The 19,906-nt window shown below is 40.6% G+C and carries 14 protein-coding genes; 11 read left to right on the top strand and 3 right to left on the bottom strand.

What is annotated here, in order from left to right; genetic code table 11:
• Nucleotides 1-87: 87 nt before the first annotated feature.
• Together V7L12_RS12950 and V7L12_RS12955 are read right to left on the bottom strand one after the other, a co-directional pair.
• Entirely contained in the window at nt 88-1,419 is a 1,332-nt protein-coding gene (locus V7L12_RS12950; protein ID WP_335084627.1) for a hypothetical protein, read from the bottom strand.
• Between the two features lie 13 nt (nt 1,420-1,432).
• Nucleotides 1,433-1,903: a hypothetical protein gene (locus tag V7L12_RS12955; protein WP_335084628.1), complete on the bottom strand. Its 471-nt coding sequence runs from the start codon at nt 1,901-1,903 to the stop codon at nt 1,433-1,435.
• A 272-nt stretch (nt 1,904-2,175) separates the two neighbouring features.
• Here V7L12_RS12955 and V7L12_RS12960 point away from each other — a divergent pair, with 272 nt between their 5' ends.
• The 4 genes from V7L12_RS12960 (at nt 2,176) to V7L12_RS12975 (ending at nt 9,644) form a co-directional block, all read left to right on the top strand.
• Complete coding sequence (locus V7L12_RS12960; protein ID WP_335084629.1) at nt 2,176-6,660, top strand: nSTAND1 domain-containing NTPase; 4,485 nt, start codon at nt 2,176-2,178, stop codon at nt 6,658-6,660.
• A gap of 266 nt (nt 6,661-6,926) precedes the next feature.
• Nucleotides 6,927-7,349 carry a GIY-YIG nuclease family protein gene (locus V7L12_RS12965; protein WP_335084630.1) on the top strand — a complete coding sequence of 141 codons (423 nt, stop codon included), beginning with the start codon at nt 6,927-6,929 and terminating at the stop codon, nt 7,347-7,349.
• Between the two features lie 390 nt (nt 7,350-7,739).
• A complete protein-coding gene (locus V7L12_RS12970) occupies nt 7,740-8,099 on the top strand; it encodes a hypothetical protein (protein WP_335084631.1) in 360 nt (119 codons plus the stop codon).
• Nucleotides 8,100-8,339: 240 nt separating this feature from the next.
• The gene (locus V7L12_RS12975) at nt 8,340-9,644 is read left to right on the top strand and encodes a Tudor-knot domain-containing protein (RefSeq protein ID WP_335084632.1); all 1,305 of its coding nucleotides are present in this window, start codon (nt 8,340-8,342) and stop codon (nt 9,642-9,644) included.
• Nucleotides 9,645-10,004: 360 nt separating this feature from the next.
• Here the strand turns inward: V7L12_RS12975 and V7L12_RS12980 are convergent, their stop codons facing one another.
• Nucleotides 10,005-10,400: a DUF4288 domain-containing protein gene (locus V7L12_RS12980; RefSeq protein ID WP_335084633.1), complete on the bottom strand. Its 396-nt coding sequence runs from the start codon at nt 10,398-10,400 to the stop codon at nt 10,005-10,007.
• Nucleotides 10,401-10,826: 426 nt separating this feature from the next.
• Between V7L12_RS12980 and V7L12_RS12985 the strand changes: the two genes are divergently transcribed.
• The 7 genes from V7L12_RS12985 (at nt 10,827) to V7L12_RS13015 (ending at nt 19,737) form a co-directional block, all read left to right on the top strand.
• Nucleotides 10,827-11,945 (top strand): phosphotransferase enzyme family protein, encoded by a 1,119-nt coding sequence (locus V7L12_RS12985; protein WP_335084634.1) that lies wholly within the window; start codon nt 10,827-10,829, stop codon nt 11,943-11,945.
• Nucleotides 11,942-12,481, top strand: coding sequence for a DOMON-like domain-containing protein (locus V7L12_RS12990; RefSeq protein WP_335084635.1), 540 nt, complete (start codon nt 11,942-11,944; stop codon nt 12,479-12,481). The genes V7L12_RS12985 and V7L12_RS12990 overlap by 4 nt, the downstream gene beginning before the upstream one ends.
• Before the next feature lie 76 nt (nt 12,482-12,557).
• Nucleotides 12,558-13,463: a GIY-YIG nuclease family protein gene (locus tag V7L12_RS12995; protein WP_335084636.1), complete on the top strand. Its 906-nt coding sequence runs from the start codon at nt 12,558-12,560 to the stop codon at nt 13,461-13,463.
• A gap of 230 nt (nt 13,464-13,693) precedes the next feature.
• On the top strand, nt 13,694-14,173 hold the full coding sequence (locus V7L12_RS13000) for a hypothetical protein (protein WP_335084637.1): 480 nt from the start codon (nt 13,694-13,696) through the stop codon (nt 14,171-14,173).
• A 590-nt stretch (nt 14,174-14,763) separates the two neighbouring features.
• Nucleotides 14,764-16,035, top strand: a complete 1,272-nt coding sequence (locus tag V7L12_RS13005) for a carbamoylphosphate synthase large subunit (RefSeq protein WP_335084638.1) — start codon at nt 14,764-14,766, stop codon at nt 16,033-16,035.
• A gap of 624 nt (nt 16,036-16,659) precedes the next feature.
• Nucleotides 16,660-18,360, top strand: coding sequence for a beta-carotene ketolase CrtO (gene crtO / locus V7L12_RS13010; protein ID WP_335084639.1), 1,701 nt, complete (start codon nt 16,660-16,662; stop codon nt 18,358-18,360).
• A 372-nt stretch (nt 18,361-18,732) separates the two neighbouring features.
• The gene (locus V7L12_RS13015) at nt 18,733-19,737 is read left to right on the top strand and encodes an SDR family oxidoreductase (RefSeq protein ID WP_335084640.1); all 1,005 of its coding nucleotides are present in this window, start codon (nt 18,733-18,735) and stop codon (nt 19,735-19,737) included.
• Nucleotides 19,738-19,906 lie beyond the last annotated feature (169 nt).

Genomic DNA, 19,906 nt, shown 5'->3' on the forward strand with positions numbered 1-19,906 from the left:
TTAAATTATCTCACGATAGCCGTTTGCGCTAGCGTCTCCATTGGCGTAGCCTCTCCCTTTGGGAGAAGGAGAAGGCTTAAGCTTCGCTTATCGCACTCGTTTTCTCAGCCACCAAACCATAAAACCAACAATGATTCCAACCATCAGACTGGAACTGAAAGGGTAGTCGCAAAAATAAGGAATTTTAGGAAAGATATCTTTCATACTTTCTTTACTACAAAAATCTTTGGCAGGTGATTGTACTAGAGATGTTGTTGCTATTACTGAACCAGCGACAGCTACTAATTCTTGAAAATTGCGATCGCGTTCAGATTTTTCGACTTCTATACGACTGCGAGTAGTGTTAATTGTATCTTCTAAAAGTTGCAAACCAAGTTGCATATTCTCAATATCTTTGGTAATTTGTGGTAAATATTTTTTGTTCGCTAGTCCGCTCAATTTTTCTAAAAAATCTAACTGATTATTTTGACCTGCTTTTTCTTGAATCAAAGCTAAACGAAGTTGATAATTAGATAAATTAATTTCAATAATTTGTTTTTGAAAAGAGAGGTTGAGTAAGTCGATTGTATATTGCTGGAGAATGTTATCAATATTATTTAAAATCTTGCGAGAAGTTGTAATATTCTGCTTTTCTTGCCTAGAATTGCTTCGATTGGTAATTTTTCTATTTGCTTCAATCTGTTTATAATGATTCAGCAGAGATTGTTTGATTAAACGACTTTGCCAATAAGCCCACGAAATCTTACTTCGATAACAAAATAACCCCATCCAATCTTTATAAAATTCCGCAGCTTGTTCTGCACTCTCTCGATTAGTATAAATAGCAATAATCACATGATGTTCATGACTATTTAGAGCATTGGTTGCTTTCTCTAGGCTGTAATTTGTATTTTCTGAACGCCATATTTCAAAAACTTTCCCGTCTAAAAAAGTACCTTTTTCTGGTTGCCAATAAGTATCTTTAAATAAAGCATAATAGCAATTTTTGGCAATATCCTCATGGTTATGAGACGATTTTTCTGGTAGCCAACCAGAAAGCAACCAGGTTTTTCCAATTGTTGCTAGTTCTTTATTTAGTTTTTGTTCAATTTCAGTTTTTAATATTGTAAAAGATTTAGCTGGTTGACTTTCGGTTTGATTATTAATAGAACAATCAATTTGTAAGCCATAAGTGTCATTTAATCTAACAGCATAGTAGTATCCTTCTAAAGTTTTATTGTGGGAAATAAAGTTAATTTGAGTAGGATGGGTAATCTCTAAATACTCGGTTTCAATGTCAGGATCGTTAAATTGAGTATCAGAGGGTAATTGAGCTAAAAAAGCTGCTTTGTTTTTTTCTGTTTCTGTATCAGTTGTGTTTAAGGAACTTTTTAAAGCATATAAAAATAAATCGACTGTAGGATAGATTAAATCGCTCATTACAAGGTAAAAACTAATTTGATTGATTGGATTGAGATAAAAGTTGTTTCCATTTTCCTAAAAATGTGGCTTCTTTAACTGTTTCTTCTGGTTTTTCAGAATTACCAACAATGACTACAACATTATTGAGTTGGCTTTCGTAGCCTATAGCTTCATCCTTGGGTTTAAAGCCTCTAGTTATTGGAGCCTTGTCACGAGAAACGAGCTTACTAATTTCAGCTTCAGTTGGAAGTAAATTATCAGGAATTTCTTCTAGATTCTCCAATTGAGACTGATAAAATTCATAAGACTGACTTAATTCAGAATTAGCAGCAATTATCTCTAATAAACGTTCTTTAATATGGACTTCCCAAGCTTTAGGTTGGGTTTCTAATTGCTTGGCAACTTCTTTTAAATTCTGTTTATGTTCTTCTCCGAGGGCGGTTTTTAAATCTTGAAATGCCAAGAGAAAAGCGATGATAGTATTGTCAGGCTTTGTCTTCATAGGTTTTTATACCAAACTTAACTTACTACGACTAGTATAAACATAATTTAAGTGAGATGATTACAGCAGATATTTGATGTTCAGTTTTGATTTTTTATGTCTAGAAAGAATAATTGACACAATAAAATGCTCTTTATTATACTTTTTGTTGCGTAAATTAATATAGCTGATTGCACGGTTTTCTAGTTATTTTCCGTAAAAACTAAAGAATGCTGTGAATTAGGTATTAAAGCTGTGTGCAGATTTTGCCTACAGTTCAACAAAAAGTTCTAATGGTTAGTCAGGTAAGAAAAATGGCATCGGAATGGGCGGCTATTGTTATTGGAATTAATTATTACCCAGAGTACACCACCTTAAAGCCGCTAACAGCAGCAGCAGAGGATGCTGAGAAAATTGCCGAACAATTAGAACAATACGGTTATAGACCTTTTCGCGCTCAGTGTTTACCTAGAACTTTAAACCAGAAGGGAGAAAGTAAAATCGATCGCCAAGGGACGGTAAAGGTGCAAGAATTACAAGAGGCGATCGCTAATCTTTTCAATCCTCCTCCTCCTAACCCCATCCCAGAAACAGCGTTATTCTTCTTTTCAGGACATGGGTGGTGCAAAACTGTGGCGGGCAAAGAAGAAGTATTTCTCGCTACCAGTGATGTCCTACCTGATGCAGAAATCTATGGTATTCCCTTAAGTTGGTTGGGTGAGCAGTTGCAAAGAAGTCCGGCTAAACGAGTCGTTGTTTGGCTAGATTGCTGCTTTAGCGGTGAATTGTTAAAATTTATTCCCACAGATAGAGACTACTGTTTGATTACTGCAACCCGTTCCTACGAAACTGGAGTCGAAATTCCCCACACGCAGGGGTTGTTGACGGAGGCGTTACTTGTAGGATTGAACCCGGAAAATGACGCAGATGGGATCATCAATAGCCACAAATTGGCAGATTTAATTATCAGCCAAATGCCAAATACAGTCCAGCGTCCGTTAATTGCCAATTCTCCACGAGCAATTCTGCTGACTACTAAGTTTTCTCAAAAAAGCTTTCAGGATAAGTGTCCTTATCGTTCCCTGTCATATTTTACCGAGACAAAGGAAGATGCTGAGGTTTTTTATGGGCGGAGTGCGCTGACTCAGGAGTTGATTCAACAGGTAAGAGAGAAGCATGGCCTAATTGCCGTATTAGGTGCTTCCGGTAGTGGAAAATCATCTATGTTACGGGCTGGGTTACTCTACCAGCTGAAGCTAGGACAAGAAATTCCAGGAAGCGATCGCTGGACTTATATTACTCCGTTTACGCCTAAAGAAACTCCTGTTAACAGTTTACAGGAGGCTTTTGCACTTTCCTTGCCTAATCTTTCCCGTACCCCCTTGCCAAGCTACGGTGTACACACAAGTCAAATTACCCCCCTTAATCCCCCCCCTTCGACAAGCTCAGGGCATCGCTTGGAAAGGGGGGAAACCGGAAAATCTAACTCCCTCCCCTTTACAAGGGGAGGGTTGGGGAGGGGTAATTTTGCCCATGTCATCGGCGAGGAGTTAAAAGCATTAAACACACCAGTCATTTTGATTATCGATCAGTTTGAAGAATGCTTTACCATGTGCGATGACAGCCAGCGCCAAAAATTCTTTGACTGTTTGCAAGAATTAATTGACTGTACAGATAACCTCTATATTTTCATTGGGATGCGATCGGATTTTCGGGGGAGATGGCGAGAATATCCCGAATTTGCGGGCAGAATCCATAAACCTTACATCAACGTCGAACACTTAACCCGTGAGGAAATTGAAGAAGCGATTACTAAACCGGCTGATTGGGTAGGATTAGGCATAGAGGGAAGATTAGAACAGCAACTAATTAATGATGTTGAGGATTACCCCGGAAGTTTGCCCTTGCTGCAATATACGTTGACAGAATTGTGGCGTGAATCGATAAATCAAAGCGATGAACTTCTCAGCCTGAAAACTTATCAGGATTTAGGCGGCGTGGAAGGAACGCTACAAAAACGCGCCGATGCAGTTTACGACAGTCTTTTACCAACAGAAAAAACTGTGGCGCGGCGGATTTTTCTAGAATTGACGCAAATGGGAGAAACTACAGATGTACGGCGGCGCGTGCGTTTGGGCGAGTTGGTTAATTCCCATCATTTCTTGGAACTTTTGCAACAGGTGAGCGATAAGTTAGCGGATAAAGATGCCCGATTAATTACAAAGACGGATGAGCCGGATTCCCAGGATGTAATTTTAGATGTTGTCCACGAAGCCTTAATCCGCCACTGGCAAATGTTGCGGGATTGGAAAGAGGAATATAAGTTGGGAATAGGCATTGAGCGACAGATTGAAGCGGAAGCCGAAGAATGGGAGAAGAATGATAAAAAGCCAGGATTTCTCAGAAAAGATGACAGGTTAGCAGTAGCAGAGGGATATTTAGCTAGATTTGGTGATTGGCAAATGCTGAATGGGGTAGCCGAGGAGTATATTCAGGAGAGTCAAGAACTGCAAAATCGCCTGGTTCGAGAAGAAAAAGAACGCCAACAAGAAAAGTTGGCAGCAGCACGGCGGCAAAACCGAGTTGTCACTATGTTTAGCATGGGGTTAGCTGGAGTAGCTATCTTTGCGATTTCTCAATGGTATGATGCCCAAAACAAAGCTAAGGAAGCAGCACAACAAACTGCGATCGCTCTGGCGCAAAGTTCTGAATCTTCGCTAGTATCTAACAAGCAAATTGAAGCTTTAATTGCAGCTACACAGTCAAACAGAGAACTTTCAAGTAGAACACTTAGGAAAGATGTCAATTTAGAACAAACGGCTAACCAGCAAGCTGTAGTCGCACTAAGGCAAGCAATCTACAATATGCAAGAGCAAAATCGCTTGGAAGGGCATAGCAATTGGGTCTATAGCGTAGCATTCAGCCCCGATAGTAAGACCATCGCTTCTGCTAGTGCTGATAATACCGTCAAACTCTGGAATGCGGCTACAGGCAAGGAAATTACTACCCTCAAGGGGCATAGCTCTGCGGTCAATAGCGTAGCATTCAGCCCCGATGGCAAGATCATTGCTTCAGCTAGTAAAGACAAAACCGTTAAACTTTGGAATGCGACTACAGGTAAGGAAATTACCACCCTCAACGGGCATAGCTCTGCGGTCAATAGCGTAGCATTCAGCCCCGATGGCAAGACCATTGCTTCTGCTAGTGCTGACAAAACCGTAAAATTCTGGAATGCGTCTACAGAGAAGGAAATTACTACCCTCAACGCGCATAGCAATTCTGTCAATAGCATAGTATTCAGCCCCGATGGCAAGACCATCGCTTCAGCGAGTAAAGACAAAACCGTCAAACTCTGGAATGCGGCTACAGGTAAAGAAATCATTACCTTCAACGGGCATAGCAATTGCGTCTATAGCGTAGTATTTAGTCCCGATGGCAAGACCATCGCTTCTGCTAGTGTTGACGAAACCGTCAAACTCTGGAATGCGGCTACAGGCAAGGAAATTATTACTCTTAAAGGGCATAAAAATTGGGTACGTAGCGTAGCATTCAGCCCCGATGGCAAGACCATCGCTTCTGCTAGTGCTGACAATACCGTCAAACTCTGGAATGCGTCTACAGGTAAAGAAATCATCACCTTCGACGAGCATAGCAATTCTGTCTTTAGCGTAGCATTTAGTCCCGATGGCAAGACCATCGCTTCTGCTAGTGCTGATAATACCGTCAAACTCTGGAATGCGGCTACAGAGAAGGAAATTACTACCCTCCAAGCGAATTACTATTATGTCTGGGGCGTAGCATTTAGCCCCGATGGCAAGACCATCGCTTCTGCTAGTGCTGACAATACCGTCAAACTCTGGAATGCGGCTACAGGCAAGGAAATTATTCCCCTCAAGGGACATAGCAATGAGGTCAATAGCGTAGCATTCAGCCCCAATGGCAAGATCATTGCTTCAGCTAGTAAAGACAAAACCGTTAAACTTTGGAATGCGACTACAGGTAAGGAAATTACTACCCTCAACGGGCATAGTGATCAGGTCTTTAGCGTAGCATTCAGCCCCGATGGCAAGACCATTGCTTCTGCTAGTGCTGACAAAACCGTAAAATTCTGGAATGCGGCTACAGGTAAGGAAATTACTACCCTCAACGGGCATAGCAATTTGGTACGTAGTGTAGCATTCAGCCCCGATGGCAAAACCATCGCTTCTGCTAGTGCTGACAAAAACGTCAAACTCTGGAATACGGCTACAGGCATAGAAATTACTACCCTCAACGGGCATAGCGATTGGGTCTATAGCGTAGCATTCAGCCCTGATGGTAAGACCATCGCTTCTGCTAGTGCTGACAAAACCGTCAAACTCTGGAATGTGGCTACAGGCAAGGAAATTACTACCCTCAACGGGCATAGCAATTATATCTGGAGTGTAGCATTTAGCCCCGATGGCAAGACCATCGCTTCTGCTAGTGCTGACAATACCGTCAAACTTTGGAATGCGTCTACAGGTAAAGAAATCATCACCCTCAACGGACATAGCAATGAGGTCACTAGTGTAGCATTCAGCCCCGATGGCAAGACCATCGCTTCTGCTAGTACTGACCATACCGTCAAACTCTGGAATATGTACCCAAATCACCTTAAGAATTTAATAATTTCTGGTAGCCTCAACGATCTGATGAGCTACAGTTGCAATAGGCTACATGTTTATTTACAATCAAATCCCAATGTGAGCGATAGCGATCGCACTCTCTGCGATGGCATTGGTACTAAGAGCAATTAGAATGTTCCCTTCGACTCCGCTCAGGGAACGTTTTGCTCAGGGAAGGTTTTGTTTAGGGAAATCAATTACTGCTACTGCGATGCCTGCGGGGGCGTAGCGATCGCACTTTCGGGATTTTGAGGCGATCGCTTCACTGGTATTTGCCGACCTAAAGTTGACTGCTGTTCAAATTTTACAAGAATTATGAAAATTCAGCAGGAGGTGTTCCCTGAGCGAAGTCGAAGGGAACACTTTTTCTAATAAAAAGCGATCGCGCAAATCAATTTATGGCTTATATGTACATTCTTGAATGTGCTGATGGTAGTTACTACACGGGTAGTACAACGGATCTTGAGCGGCGGCTGTGGCAACATCAACAAGGTGAGGGCGCAAACCACACGGCAAAACGGTTGCCTGTGAAGCTAGTTTTTTGCGAGTATTATCAGTGCGTAGTGGATGCTTTTGAGCGTGAGAAGCAGGTGCAAGGTTGGAGTCGAAAAAAGAAGCAAGCTCTGATTTCAGGGAATACAAATTTGTTGCATAAGTTAGCCGAATGTCAAAATGAAACTCATTACAGTAGGTTGGCTGGCTTCGGTGGTGATGGCTTCGACACAAGAACGCTCCCTTCGACTTCGCTCAGGGAGCAGTCAAAAGAAGCCGTCGAAGGGAGCCGAACGGAGATAAAGGATTCGGAAGAAATGCTGGAATAAATCAGTATCAATTCGCGCAAGCTGTAGCAACTTCCGCTTTGCTTGCAGCAACTTCCACTTTCACGTTTCCGTGTTTCGCGCAAGCTGTAGCAACTTCCGCTTTGCTTGCAGCAACTTCTGCTTTAACGTTTCCGCGTTTCGCGCAAGCTGTAGCAACTTCCGCTTTGCTTGCAGCAACTTCTGCTTTGACGTTTCCGTGTTTCGCGCAGTCTGTAGCAGCTTCTGCTTTGACATTCTATCAATTCGTAATTCAGAATTCGTAATTACGAATTGGTATAAAGCAAATAGATTTTAGGCTTTTTCAGAAAAATCAACAATTCCACGTATGACAACCTTTTCAACAATTGTCCACTATAGAGTTATGAGAAATTGAGAAAATGAGTATTAATTATGGGAAGGCGAAAACGCAATTCACGTACTCTTGGCAAAGCTGAACTACGTCTAGCAAGCGTTAAATCTATTAGTCAAACTCTCGATGTCGGAGAGGGGTTAACAGTCAAAGATTATACTGAAAAAATTGAAAGGATGCGGCAATCTCTAGAAGCATACAATACCACCCTGTCTACTATCGATGTCTTACTAACCCAGCTCGTCGAAAATGAACAGGATTTAGCAGATTATTCTGAGAAAGTTTTGCGTGGTATTGCTTATAAGTATGGTAATAATAGCCATGAGTATCAGATGGCTGGAGGTACTCGTAAAAGCGATCGCAAGCGTGCTGTGCGTCAAAGCGTCGTTTTGCCGAAGTAAGTAGGCGCGATTAAACGCGATCGCATCCATCGCAGACTCAAGCTGTTGATTCAGTTTTGCATTTGGGATGCGATCGCCTGTGCATGTGCAATATCTTTAGATGTAGCACCTGTTACTAACATCGTTATTTTTTGGTCAGGTTGGGGAACTCTATAAATACGGTTCAGTAATTGCCCAGCCCTGGATGTGGGCTGTTCTGAACCGTGTTTTAACGATATTCTGAGTTTTGAGGATCGGCTGATGGATAAATCAATTATTCAGTTGGTTGACGAATTACCGACTGACAATATTACTGTCAAAGTTTTAAAGGCTCTTGATTATGTAGCACCAGGTGAATGGAGCAATTTGACGGGGTTTGACAATAATATCCGCGCTATTACTGGAGAAACCGATGCTAAGGTAATTCAAAAAATCCGCGATCGCGCTGCTACTTTATACGAAGATCCTCAACAAGGCTACCAGTTTGCAATCAAACTTTATCAAACAATTGATAAGGCAGACACAGCTATGGCAGCGGCAGCTTTAGCGAATAAAGTTAGTGAAAAAATCGGCTTTCTCTCTTTTTTAGGCAAAATTACTCCCAAAGCTGATGTCACTCAATCCATTGACTTAGTACTAAAAATTGCCGTCGAAATCATCGCCTTTTGCAAACTAAACGGCATTCCTCAACCTAATCCCCAAGAGTTTGCTAATTCCCTGACTAACAACTATCAAAATGCATCCCTAATGCGGATGGTAGCTTTAGTTTGTCTAGATGGAATTCTACCCTTGGGCCCTGACTTCCTCAGCAAAATTCACGGAGTTATTAGTGGTACTGATGCTAGTGCAATAACTCAAAATCCGGTTTTCTTAGCCGTTAATAACTTTCTTCCAGGCAATAATCCTTCTGATAAAGTTGGTTTTATCAGTCAGGGTTTCAACTCTGTGGAAGGCTGGATGAAGAATTTAGTATCCAAGACAGGTATAACCCCACAATCAATTTCTAGTAATTTGGGTAATTTTATTCAGATTGCTGATGATAATTTAGATTTAGTTGCAGCATTCTTAGATCAAACTACCAATTACTATGAGCATACAGGAATTCAAACTGTCGTTCGCAGTTTGATTTTGCAAGCATACACTTTAGTAAAAGAGGAAATCAAGCAAGAGGAACAAAAGCCGATTCAAGATGTCTCATCTGCTGTTAAATCAGATAAGAATCAGTATGAAGTAAGTAAAACAGTAGAAGTCTGGGATAATGATGACGAGGATTGGTATCAGGGAACAATTGAAAAAATCGAAGATGACCAGTTCTTTGTTCATTACCTTGGTTACGGTTCATCTTATAACGAGTGGGTAGGCGAAGATGACATTCGGACTCGCGATCTTCGCTCCACTGATGAGAATGGATATGCAGTAGGTCAAAAGGTAAAATGTTGGGATGATGACCAAGAGGCTTGGTATTCCGCAACGATTGAGCAAATCCAAGGTCAGCAATACTATCTTCACTACGTTGGTTATGACTCATCTTATGACGAGTGGGTTGATAGCGATGAGATTTCCTAACTGTTGAATTAGCACGGGGCCGACGAGAGCAATATCTGCGATGGGCTATTGAGTATCGCGCCCTGTGCTAGCATACAGCATTTATCAAAATTCATAATTGAAGAATAATTCTCTTAGTCAGAATTACTCAGGACTTACGCACAAGGAACGGAAAATCGTAGACGCATTCGCGGAGCGTCTCGTAGAGAAGCGGCTTGCCGCAGGCTACCACAGAGGACGCAGAGAAGCCAGTGCGCCCTTGCGGTTCCCCGACTTGTACCCCCTTCGGGGAAGCAAGCTACGCGTAGCGTCTCCGACAGGAGAAGCAACTGGCGCGACACGGAGGAATAAGAGTTTGAGAGGTTTTTTGCGTAAGTCCTATTACTGTTGAGATAAGAATGGTTCAAATAAATGATAAGCCTCATAATTACGAAAATGTCTAGCGTATAAGTCAACACCATCACTAGCCGATTCAAAGCCATCATCTAATACTGAATTCACATCTATTACCTTTTTCAAAGACCAGGTAATAGTTTCTCCATCCTCATTTTTATAGCTTCCTTCTTCTTTTTTAGCATAACTTATAGCCTTTTCTTTGGCTTTTTCTAAAGAACTAGATTTGAGCAAAACAAAGCATTCCTGGTACAACGGTTGATAATCCGGTGCATCGGAGGATGATTCATAAAGAATTACAGCAATGTAGAAGGATTCCGTTTTATCTGCACTTTCGGGTTTCATCCAATTTCCTCCAAGACTACTTCTTGAATCTACCATCATTCAATAACTTCCAAGCCCTTTTACCGGGGGCTGATTTATCATTTTTGATGTCTTCTAAATAGGAGTTTAAATACTGGCTGGGAAACTCCCGTCTAATTGATGCTTTGCAGCACGTACTAATGAAAGTATCAGCAAATAAACTTAAGTTGTCGTTTGCTTCACAACTCCCACCTGGTCTAACTTGACTTATTACCAAGAACAGCTTAAATAAATGTGCATTCAATGAATATGTTACAGTCTGGGAATGGCTAGCCATCGGTTGCAGAACCAATCCCACAACGAAAAGACCGACCAGTGGGTTAGGTAGAGGTTTTTGTAGCATCAGGAAACAAACCCTTTTTAATTACAAATTATTTTGACACTTGCGCTACGATATCCCCTATTGCTTTGATGCAATGTATATGAGGAGTAGGACAGGTCAAAAATATGACAGAAGAATTCAATACACAGGCCGCAGAGAATCTGGTGGCGATCGCGAACCAATTCGCCCAATTGGAGAAGGTTACAAGCGTTAAAGCATTTGGCAGTGGTAATATAAATGACACTTTTTTAGCAACTCTAGATTCCTCAAAGGAACAACATTTTGTCCTGCAACGCATTAACACACAGGTGTTTCGTCAGCCACAACTGATTATGCAGAATATGCGTACCTTAACTGAACACGTTCAAAAAAGGTTGCAGGATATCCCCCTTAATCGTCGTTGGGAAGTGCCAAGCGTACTGTTGACCAAAAACGCTCAAGACCACTGGAAGGATGCAGATGGCTCATTTTGGCGGGCAATCAGCTTTATTCAAGGCTCCCAGTCCTTTGATAGTATAGGCGATCGCTCACACGCGAAAGAAATCGGTTATGCCTTGGGAATGTTCCACAATCTGATCAGCGATTTGCCAGCAGAAAAACTTGCTGACACCCTCGAAGGGTTCCATATTACACCGTTTTATCTCCAGCATTATCAGGAAGTTTTGCCAAAAACTAGTGTGCGTCAATCTTCTGATGTTAATTATTGCTTACAGTTTGTTAGCGATCGCCAAGCCTTTGCACATATCCTAGAAAATGCCAAAGCTGAAGGCAAACTACCCCTACGTCTGATGCATGGCGATCCAAAAATAAATAACGTTATGTTTGACATTGTTACCCAGCAAGCCGTCAGCGTCATCGACCTGGACACCGTGAAACCCGGTTTGGTACATTACGATATTGGTGATTGCCTGCGATCGGGTTGCAATCCTGCTGGTGAAGAAACCGAGAATTGGGAAAGTATTAATTTCGATACTGATCTGTGTCAGGAAATTCTCCGGGGTTATCTCGCTGTGGCTAAGGCATTTCTGACCGAGAATGATTATGCATACATCTATGATGCCATGCGTCTAATTACTTTTGAACTAGGACTGAGATTTTTTGCTGATTATTTAGCAGGGAATGTCTACTTCAAAGTTAAGCACCCAGAACATAACTTAGCAAGAGCGATCGTCCAGTTTAAGCTGACTGAAAGTATCGAATCTCAAGAAACGCAGATTCGCAAAATTATTCAAGATATGAAATGAACAAGCAGACATTTTCCCTGCAACCTTTCCCTTCTACCGAGTCCTTTCCTAATTTGAAAATTACAGGCAATATCTCCCGAAATGCTAATCAACTTGCCATCTGCTACAACCTTGGAGGTGACTTAAAAAAAATTGCAATTGCTCTACCATCAAATGCACCATCACGCAAGCACGAATTGTGGGAAGACACTTGCTTTGAGTTCTTCCTTGGTATCAAAGATTCTCAACGATATTGGGAATTTAACCTTTCTCCCGCCGGACATTGGAATATCTATCGCTTTGATGGATATCGTCAAGGGATGCAAGAGGAAACAGCTTTTGAAAAGCTACCGTTTAATGTTCAGAATAAAGCTGACAGTCTAGCACTTGCGTTAGATGTCGATTTGGATAAAATCGTCTCGGCAGAACAAGCTATTAAAATTGGCATTACTACTGTTATCAAAAATATAGATGGTAATGTGAGTTACTGGGCTTTAACTCATAGAGGTGAGAAAGCTGACTTTCATCTGCGGGATAGTTTTATTGTTAAGTTGTGAGATACATTTTCATATAGCTTGCAAAGTTGGGAATATTAGCTGTAGAGACTTAACTTAGTAACTATAGAACGTGAATATGAATGCGACTGAATTTATCTTACAATTACCTCATATAAGTATAAAAAATAGAGAATTACTTCCTGAAAATTCAGGGATATACTATGTACTAGATGAACAATTTATAGTTTGGTATGTAGGGCAGGCGAAAAATTTACGTAGTCGTTGGGCAGGTGATAGCCATCACAGACTGTATCAGTTACAAAAACAGCGAAAGAAGCAGTTTGTCATATACTACGAATTGGTAGCTGAATCACATCTCAATGCTATGGAACGACAGCGCATTCAAGAGTACAACCCGCAACTGAATGGAACTAAAATTAGAACAAAGAAACTACATCCAACAGAAACGCTATTACGGGAAACACTAACTACCCTTGCACCATACAGTTTTCTACTAGGTGTAGAACCTCCGCGAAAACAAGATCCTAAACTGATTAATGATTCTATACATTGGCGAGATGATTGGAGAGTTCAGAAAGCTGTATTGCCACTGAATGTAATACACATCTGTATAAATTTAAAAGAGTTAGAAGAATTTGCAAAGGATTGGTGGTCTGTTAATCGTTTCTTAAAACATGTATTCAGGCAGCGCACTAACTATTCAGATAACTGGGCTTGTAAAGGTCAAAGAAAAGATGAAAAATATGGTTTATTCTTCTTAAGAAGACTATTAGTTAATGGCTTTGCTATCGAAATCTACAGAGCCGCGAAAGAAGCTTTAGAACATATTCAAGGTTATGAATTGACTCAATTGGCTGGAGTTGATATGAGGGTTATCAATGAAAACTCTCTAGTTGCACTCAAAAATAAATGCCTGCTAAGTGTTACTGGAATTTATATGTCTTCTGAGAAGCAATACCATGCATATGAGCAAAATTGTCAGAAGGCAATAGAACGATTGTCTCCATATAAGAAGGACTGATTAAATTACTATTTAACGAACACATAGACACTAGCAAACTTAAAGTTTTTCTGATAGAACACAAGACGGAAGAAGAAAGCAATACCAACTCTCCGAATAGACTAACAAACCTTATTGCCAAAAAAGAGTATTTCAAGAAATTATTAATAGAACGTGGTATTGACTTGGAGCAGTATCAGGTTAATAAGTATTTGGAGTCTATACCAATAAATGATGACTACGTAGACAGCATGAAAGATAAAAGGATAACTATCTTTGTCAAAACATTTTTGGGTAATCTTAAAGAACCAATAAGCTACATGGTTATTAAGCTAGAGAATGGTAAAACAACGACAGTTGGTAGAGGTAATTTCATACATGGAGCAAAAGGTAGTACATTACAAGGTTCTCTTTACAAAGAAGTTTATTTAGCAGCGACAGTAGATCGAGTTTTTTGGTTGATGTTAGAACCATACTTATCAGATTTTGTCCAAGTAAAGCTTAACGAAGAAGAAGGATACATAAGCAAAGCATATATATCCCCTAGAAAATTCCTAGTACCTGCTATGCTTTCTGTCAGTTTAAACGGAAAATGGAGAGCAGATATACCATTTGGCCCTAAAGATGATATGTCATACAACGAAGTTGTAGACATTATCAAAAGTCGCTTACAGGAAAGTGGAATACCTAAACTTAGATTTTCATTCAAATCTGAGTCTTCACGCACTTAGCCACTAGCATCTCACTCTGAAAAACTTTGACGAGCAAATGGATCGTATTTGCTCGTCTATAATTTGGTGTTTTGAAAGTAGGTTGCGATGTCTAAGACAGGCTACGCCTACGCATTTATCTAGAGTATGAACTAGTTGGTGCATTACCTATAGCTAAGATCAGCTTTTAGCTACAGCAATATTTACACATTTACACCTTCATGCATATTGCTTTATCAGATGAACAATCATTTCAGACGAATGTTATTTTAAAATAATAAATAAACTAATTTACTTATTTATTTCGTTTGATAGAGTTAATTAAAATACAAGTAAGATATATAAATAAAGAGTAATTTATCAAATATTAGCTTTATGCAAAAAAACTATAGCAATCTTCAGAGTATAAAATCTAGTAAAACAAAAAAAATACAACGATTTTACAAGCAAAATCAACCAAAAGATAGATTCATTTCGCCGGAATTTGTCCAAGCCTTAGCTGTAATTACTAAAAAAATTGTCTCTGAGCAAGACAGGGTGCTACTGGTAGGAGTGCAGACAGAAGATGTATCTGTCCAACTGTTTAGGGATGCGGTTTTTCGGAGGGCTAAATGAACTCAAAATATAACTTTCAATACTTTCAAGGAAGTTCTCTTTCCGATCTATTTGCTCAAGACATTACAGATGCATCTTATGGGTTTATCCTAAATTACCCTGCAACTGCCAGTTGGGCTGCTTATCCCAACCTGGAAAAATATTTTATTCAAGATGGCAGTAGTGAAGCCACCAAAACCTCCTTTGACAAGATTTGCCAAAAGGAACCTTGGAAAATTTTAGCTGTGTTAGGCGATCGCATTCCAGGAATTGCGATTAATCCGCCGCCAAAATCGCTGCTTGCATACTGGCAAGAGCATTTTGGCTTCAGCTACTCCAATAGGTTGATGATGGATCGCTTGACTTATCTGGATGATCTCAGCCACAGCGAACGCTTTGACAAACTCATCACTCTATTTCCCTTTGATCGTCTAAAACCTGAAAAACACGCTATTGATTCAGACACACATTACCGCTTACTCAGCAAAGTAACCCTAGCCGAACTGGGGGTGCAATGTCCAAAATACGAGAGTTACAATTTGCACGAAGTCAATCTCGAAGACATTCAGTTACCACAATTTCCCTACTTAATTAAAACGTCCCACGGACTCTCAGGAGAAGGCACTTATATCATCAAAAGCCTCAGCGATTTGAACTACTGCCTTGAAGAAATCAAGAAATATCTGGATATTAAGTTGCTCGATAAAATTATTGTCTCGGAGTTCGTCAAGAATGAGGTGCAGAATTACTGCGTACAGTTCTATGTCAACAAGGCGGGAGAGATAACCCTCATCGGCACTACCAGGCAACTCGTCACTCCAGAAGGCAACTATTTAGGGGGACTGATTGACTACCGCAACACTGACATGAGCAAGTTCTTTGAGATGATTGCCGGCATTGGTCAGTATGCTCACAAACAGGGTTATTTCGGCGTAATTGGGTTTGATGTGCTAGAAGACCAAGACGGACAATTTTATGCGATCGATGCCAATTTCCGAGTCAATGGCTCAACTCCGTTGTGCTTGCAGCGTCATACCCTACTGGGGCTGGGAAAGGAAGTTGCTAAATATTCCAGTGACTACCGCATGGAAGGAACGTTGGATTCAATTTTAGTGACCTTAAAACCAGAACTAGATCGCAAAGACTTAATCATTCTGTCGGCTTTAGAGAAGGTCAAATACGGAAAAATCTACACCGAAATTTATGCGATCGTTACTGGAAAAACTATCGAAGAAATGCAGCATATCGAGCATAAATTAGAAAAGAAAGGATTACAATGGCTCCCTTAAACAACACCATTGTTCATATCTGGTATTAGAAAGTTTTATTTATCGTAGAAACTGAGGTTCTTTGCCTAAATCCTAAAGGAATTAACTTCGTTTTATACAATTGAGGAAAAAATTAAAATAAATAACTTAGAATACTATGGTTACATTTGGTAAAGCAGTTAAGCTAAGTTGGTAAAAAATAAAATTAATTTTTGAGATTATTAACGATTTTTTATATTATATATTGTCTGGCATTTTTTATTTTAAATAGCTAAAAAAGATTAAATATAGGCATTTTACTGTTAGTAAAGATTCAATTGTAATGAAGATTACATTGAAACTTAATAATCTATACTTCATTTGATAGATAGAATTTTTATATAATTTGAATATAATAATGTCGCTCTTATTTATCGCTAGATTTAAATGGCAAGTAATCTAAGATTTTAATTTATTTATAGTCTTGCTCATTTGGGCACAATCCTATACGTAGATAGTAGCCAAATTAGATTAAAAATAAATTTGCTTCTTGGCGATAAAAATACTACTGCTAGACATATAAATATTCTATAACCTATGAAAGATTTAGATATCTTCAGCACTTTCTAATATTAGGGAATATACTTTAATCCCCACATTGCAGTCATGGAAGCGTATGACGTTGTAATTATTGGCGCTGGTCATAATGGCTTAGTTTGTGCAGGCTACCTACTGAAAGCTGGTTACAGCGTCCTGTTATTAGAAGGGCGATCGCTCCCTGGTGGCGGTTGTACTACAGAAGAACTTATGCCTAACGAAGCGCCTGGTTTTAAATTTAGTCCTTGCGCGATTAACCATCTATTTATTTTCTTAGGGCCAGTTATTCAAGAATTGGAACTGCATAAGTACGGCTTGGAATATCTTAGCTGCGATCCGGTTGTCTTTTGCCCCCATCCTGATGGCAAGTATTTCTTAGCCCATAAATCAGTGGAAAAGACTTGTGCAGAAATAGCCCGTTACAGTCAGCGTGATGCTCAAAAATACGCTGAGTATGCTGACTTTTGGCAGCGGTTTATCACAGGGATTGCTCCTTTCTTCAATGCACCACCCAAATCAATTGTTGATATTGCTGGTAATTACAATCTCAATAGTCTGCAAGACTTATTTTCTCTTCTAGGTGGCTCTAACACAACCCTTGACTTACTGCGTACCCTACTCAGCAGTGCTACAGATAATATTAACGAGTATTTCGATTCTGAGTTTCTCAAAGCACCTCTGGCTAGACTCTCAGCAGAACTGAGTTCTCCTCCCTCGCAAAAAGCTATGTCCTTTGGGGCGATGATGATGATGTTGCGTCATAATCCCGGTATGGCAAGACCACGTGGCGGTAGCGGCGGACTCGTCGAAGCTTTGGTGAAGCTGGTAACAAGTGAAGGTGGTACGATTCTCACCGACCAAAAGGTAGAAAAAGTATTGGTAGATGATGGTAAAGCTGTCGGTGTGCGGGTTGCTGGTGGAAAAGAATATCGTGCTAACAAAGGTGTAATCTCAAGTATTGATGCCAAGCGCTTATTCCTGCAATTAATGGATACTAGCGATGTCGATAGTGCCGATTGCAATTTGCGCGAAAGGTTAGACCGCCGTATCGTCAACAATAATGAAACCATCCTCAAAATCGATTGTGCTTTATCTGAACCGTTGCGTTTTGTACACCACAATCACCAAGATAATTATTTGATGGGTTCTGTTCTGATTGCCGATTCCGTCAATCATGTGGAACAAGCTCATAGTCTGATTACTCTAGGCAAAATTCCTGATGAAGACCCATCAATGTATGTGGTAATGCCTACCGGACTCGACCCATCAATGGCACCGGAAGGCAAACACACATTATGGATAGAGTTTTTTGCCCCTTATCAAATTGCTGGTGCAGAGGGTACGGGGTTAAAAGGTACGGGTTGGACGGATGAACTGAAAAACAAAGTTGCAGACAAGGTGATTAATAAACTGGCGCAGTACTCGCCTAATCTGCAACATTCAATTATTGCCCGTCATGTAGAAAGTCCGGCTGAGTTGGGAGAACGGTTAGGGACTTATAAAGGTAATTATTACCACATCGATATGACCTTAGAACAGATGCTTTGCTTCCGTCCCTTGCCGGAATTAGCTAACTACAAAACACCAATTGATAACTTGTATCTTACTGGTGCTGGAACTCATCCGGGTGGTTCAATTTCCGGTTTGCCGGGACGCAACTGTGCGCGTGTGTTTTTGCATAATGAGCAACCCATCGCCCAGAAACTCAAGGAAGCGGGAGGTACAATCAAATCTGCTTTGACATCTATCTTGAGGAGTGAATCAGACTAAGAGGCTGTTTGTAAAAAAAGTAAATAGTATCAGGAAATTGCGTCATTTGAAATTTGAGTCTGAAGTAGGTAAACGGCTACAGATGAGATTTTCTAAACTTTGTCGGGTAAGTTCCTGATACTTCTTAGTCGAAACTATCAAAAGTCTAGACAATGCCCTGAGATACATCCTGTGACGTTTTCAGATTCCCCAATAGACAGAGAACTGGAACCGTAATAATAATTAACATATATATGTAGAGTAGAGTTATTAAAAAATATTTTTAATAGCAACTGATACTAACAAAGCGACTGAATTACCTACTGAAGCTAAAGTCTCTAACGCTGTCGAAGCCAATTTCCAATCCCTAATTTATTTTAAAAAGTAACACTTATGCAATTAAAGCCAATCAATCAGCAAGTCGTTTCTGTCGTTGGAGCCTCCAGCGGTATCGGACGTGTCACAGCTCTTGAGTTTGCAAGACGCGGGGCAAAAGTGGTAGTCTCGGCTCGCAGTGAGTCGAAGCTAAAGTCTTTAGTGGAGGAGATTCGCGGCTTTGGTGGTGAGGCAACTTTTTACGTAGCTGATGTGGAAGCATTTGAGCAAGTTAAAGCGATCGCAGATAAAACTGTAGAAGTCTACGGGCGACTCGATACATGGGTACATGTCTCTGCTATCGGCATCTTTGCCACTTTCGACAACACAACACCGGAAGAGTTTAAGCATGTCATTGATGTCGATCTTATGGGACAAGTGTATGGTGCAATGGCAGCCCTACCCCATCTGAAGCGTGAGGGAAGGGGGGCACTGATCCACGTCTCTTCAATGGAAGGTAGGCGATCGCTCCCCTACCAAAGTGCTTACTCGGCAGCCAAGCACGGGGTAGAGGGCTTTATCGAAGCCATGCGCCTTGAGTTGAAACATGAAAAATGGCCGATCAGCGTCACGAGTGTGAAACCAGGGGTGATCAACACCCCCTTCTGGAATAATGGTCTGACGAAATTAGGCGTAAAGCCTTTTGGGATACCACCTTACTACGAGCCTAAACTTGTAGCTGATGCTATCCTCTATGTAGCCGAACATCCAACTCGTGACTTCTTGGTTGGGGATGTATCTAAAATATTAGATGTGGTACAGCGCGTCTCACCATCATTAGTAGATTCACTGTTACTGCTCGTCGGCTTCGATTTACTACGTTCTTCTGAGCCAAAGTCTGAAGATGCACCAAATAATTTTTACCAATCTGTTCCTGAAGACGACAGAGTTAACGGAGATTTTGGTAACTTAGTTATACCTAGCGTTTCCGACTGGCTAGATAAAAATCCGCTTCTCCAGTGGGGTGCGATCGCTGGTACAGTAGCATTAGCGTTCTTAGCAGCTCAAGTATTCAAAGATTAAGGATAAATAAACTTGTCGGAAAAGTTGCAATCCAGTTTTTACAAGGATTTGAGATAAATCCTTGTAGACTTTTTAGCAACATAGTGATGAGATTTTGAGATAATTACTAATAATGCCATTCGGTAGTTCTAAAAATATTTTTAACTATTCATACTTTGCACAACCATAA

The sequence above is a fragment of the Nostoc sp. genome (genome assembly GCF_036918245.1).
In the GTDB taxonomy this organism is placed as follows: Bacteria; Cyanobacteriota; Cyanobacteriia; order Cyanobacteriales; family Nostocaceae; genus Nostoc.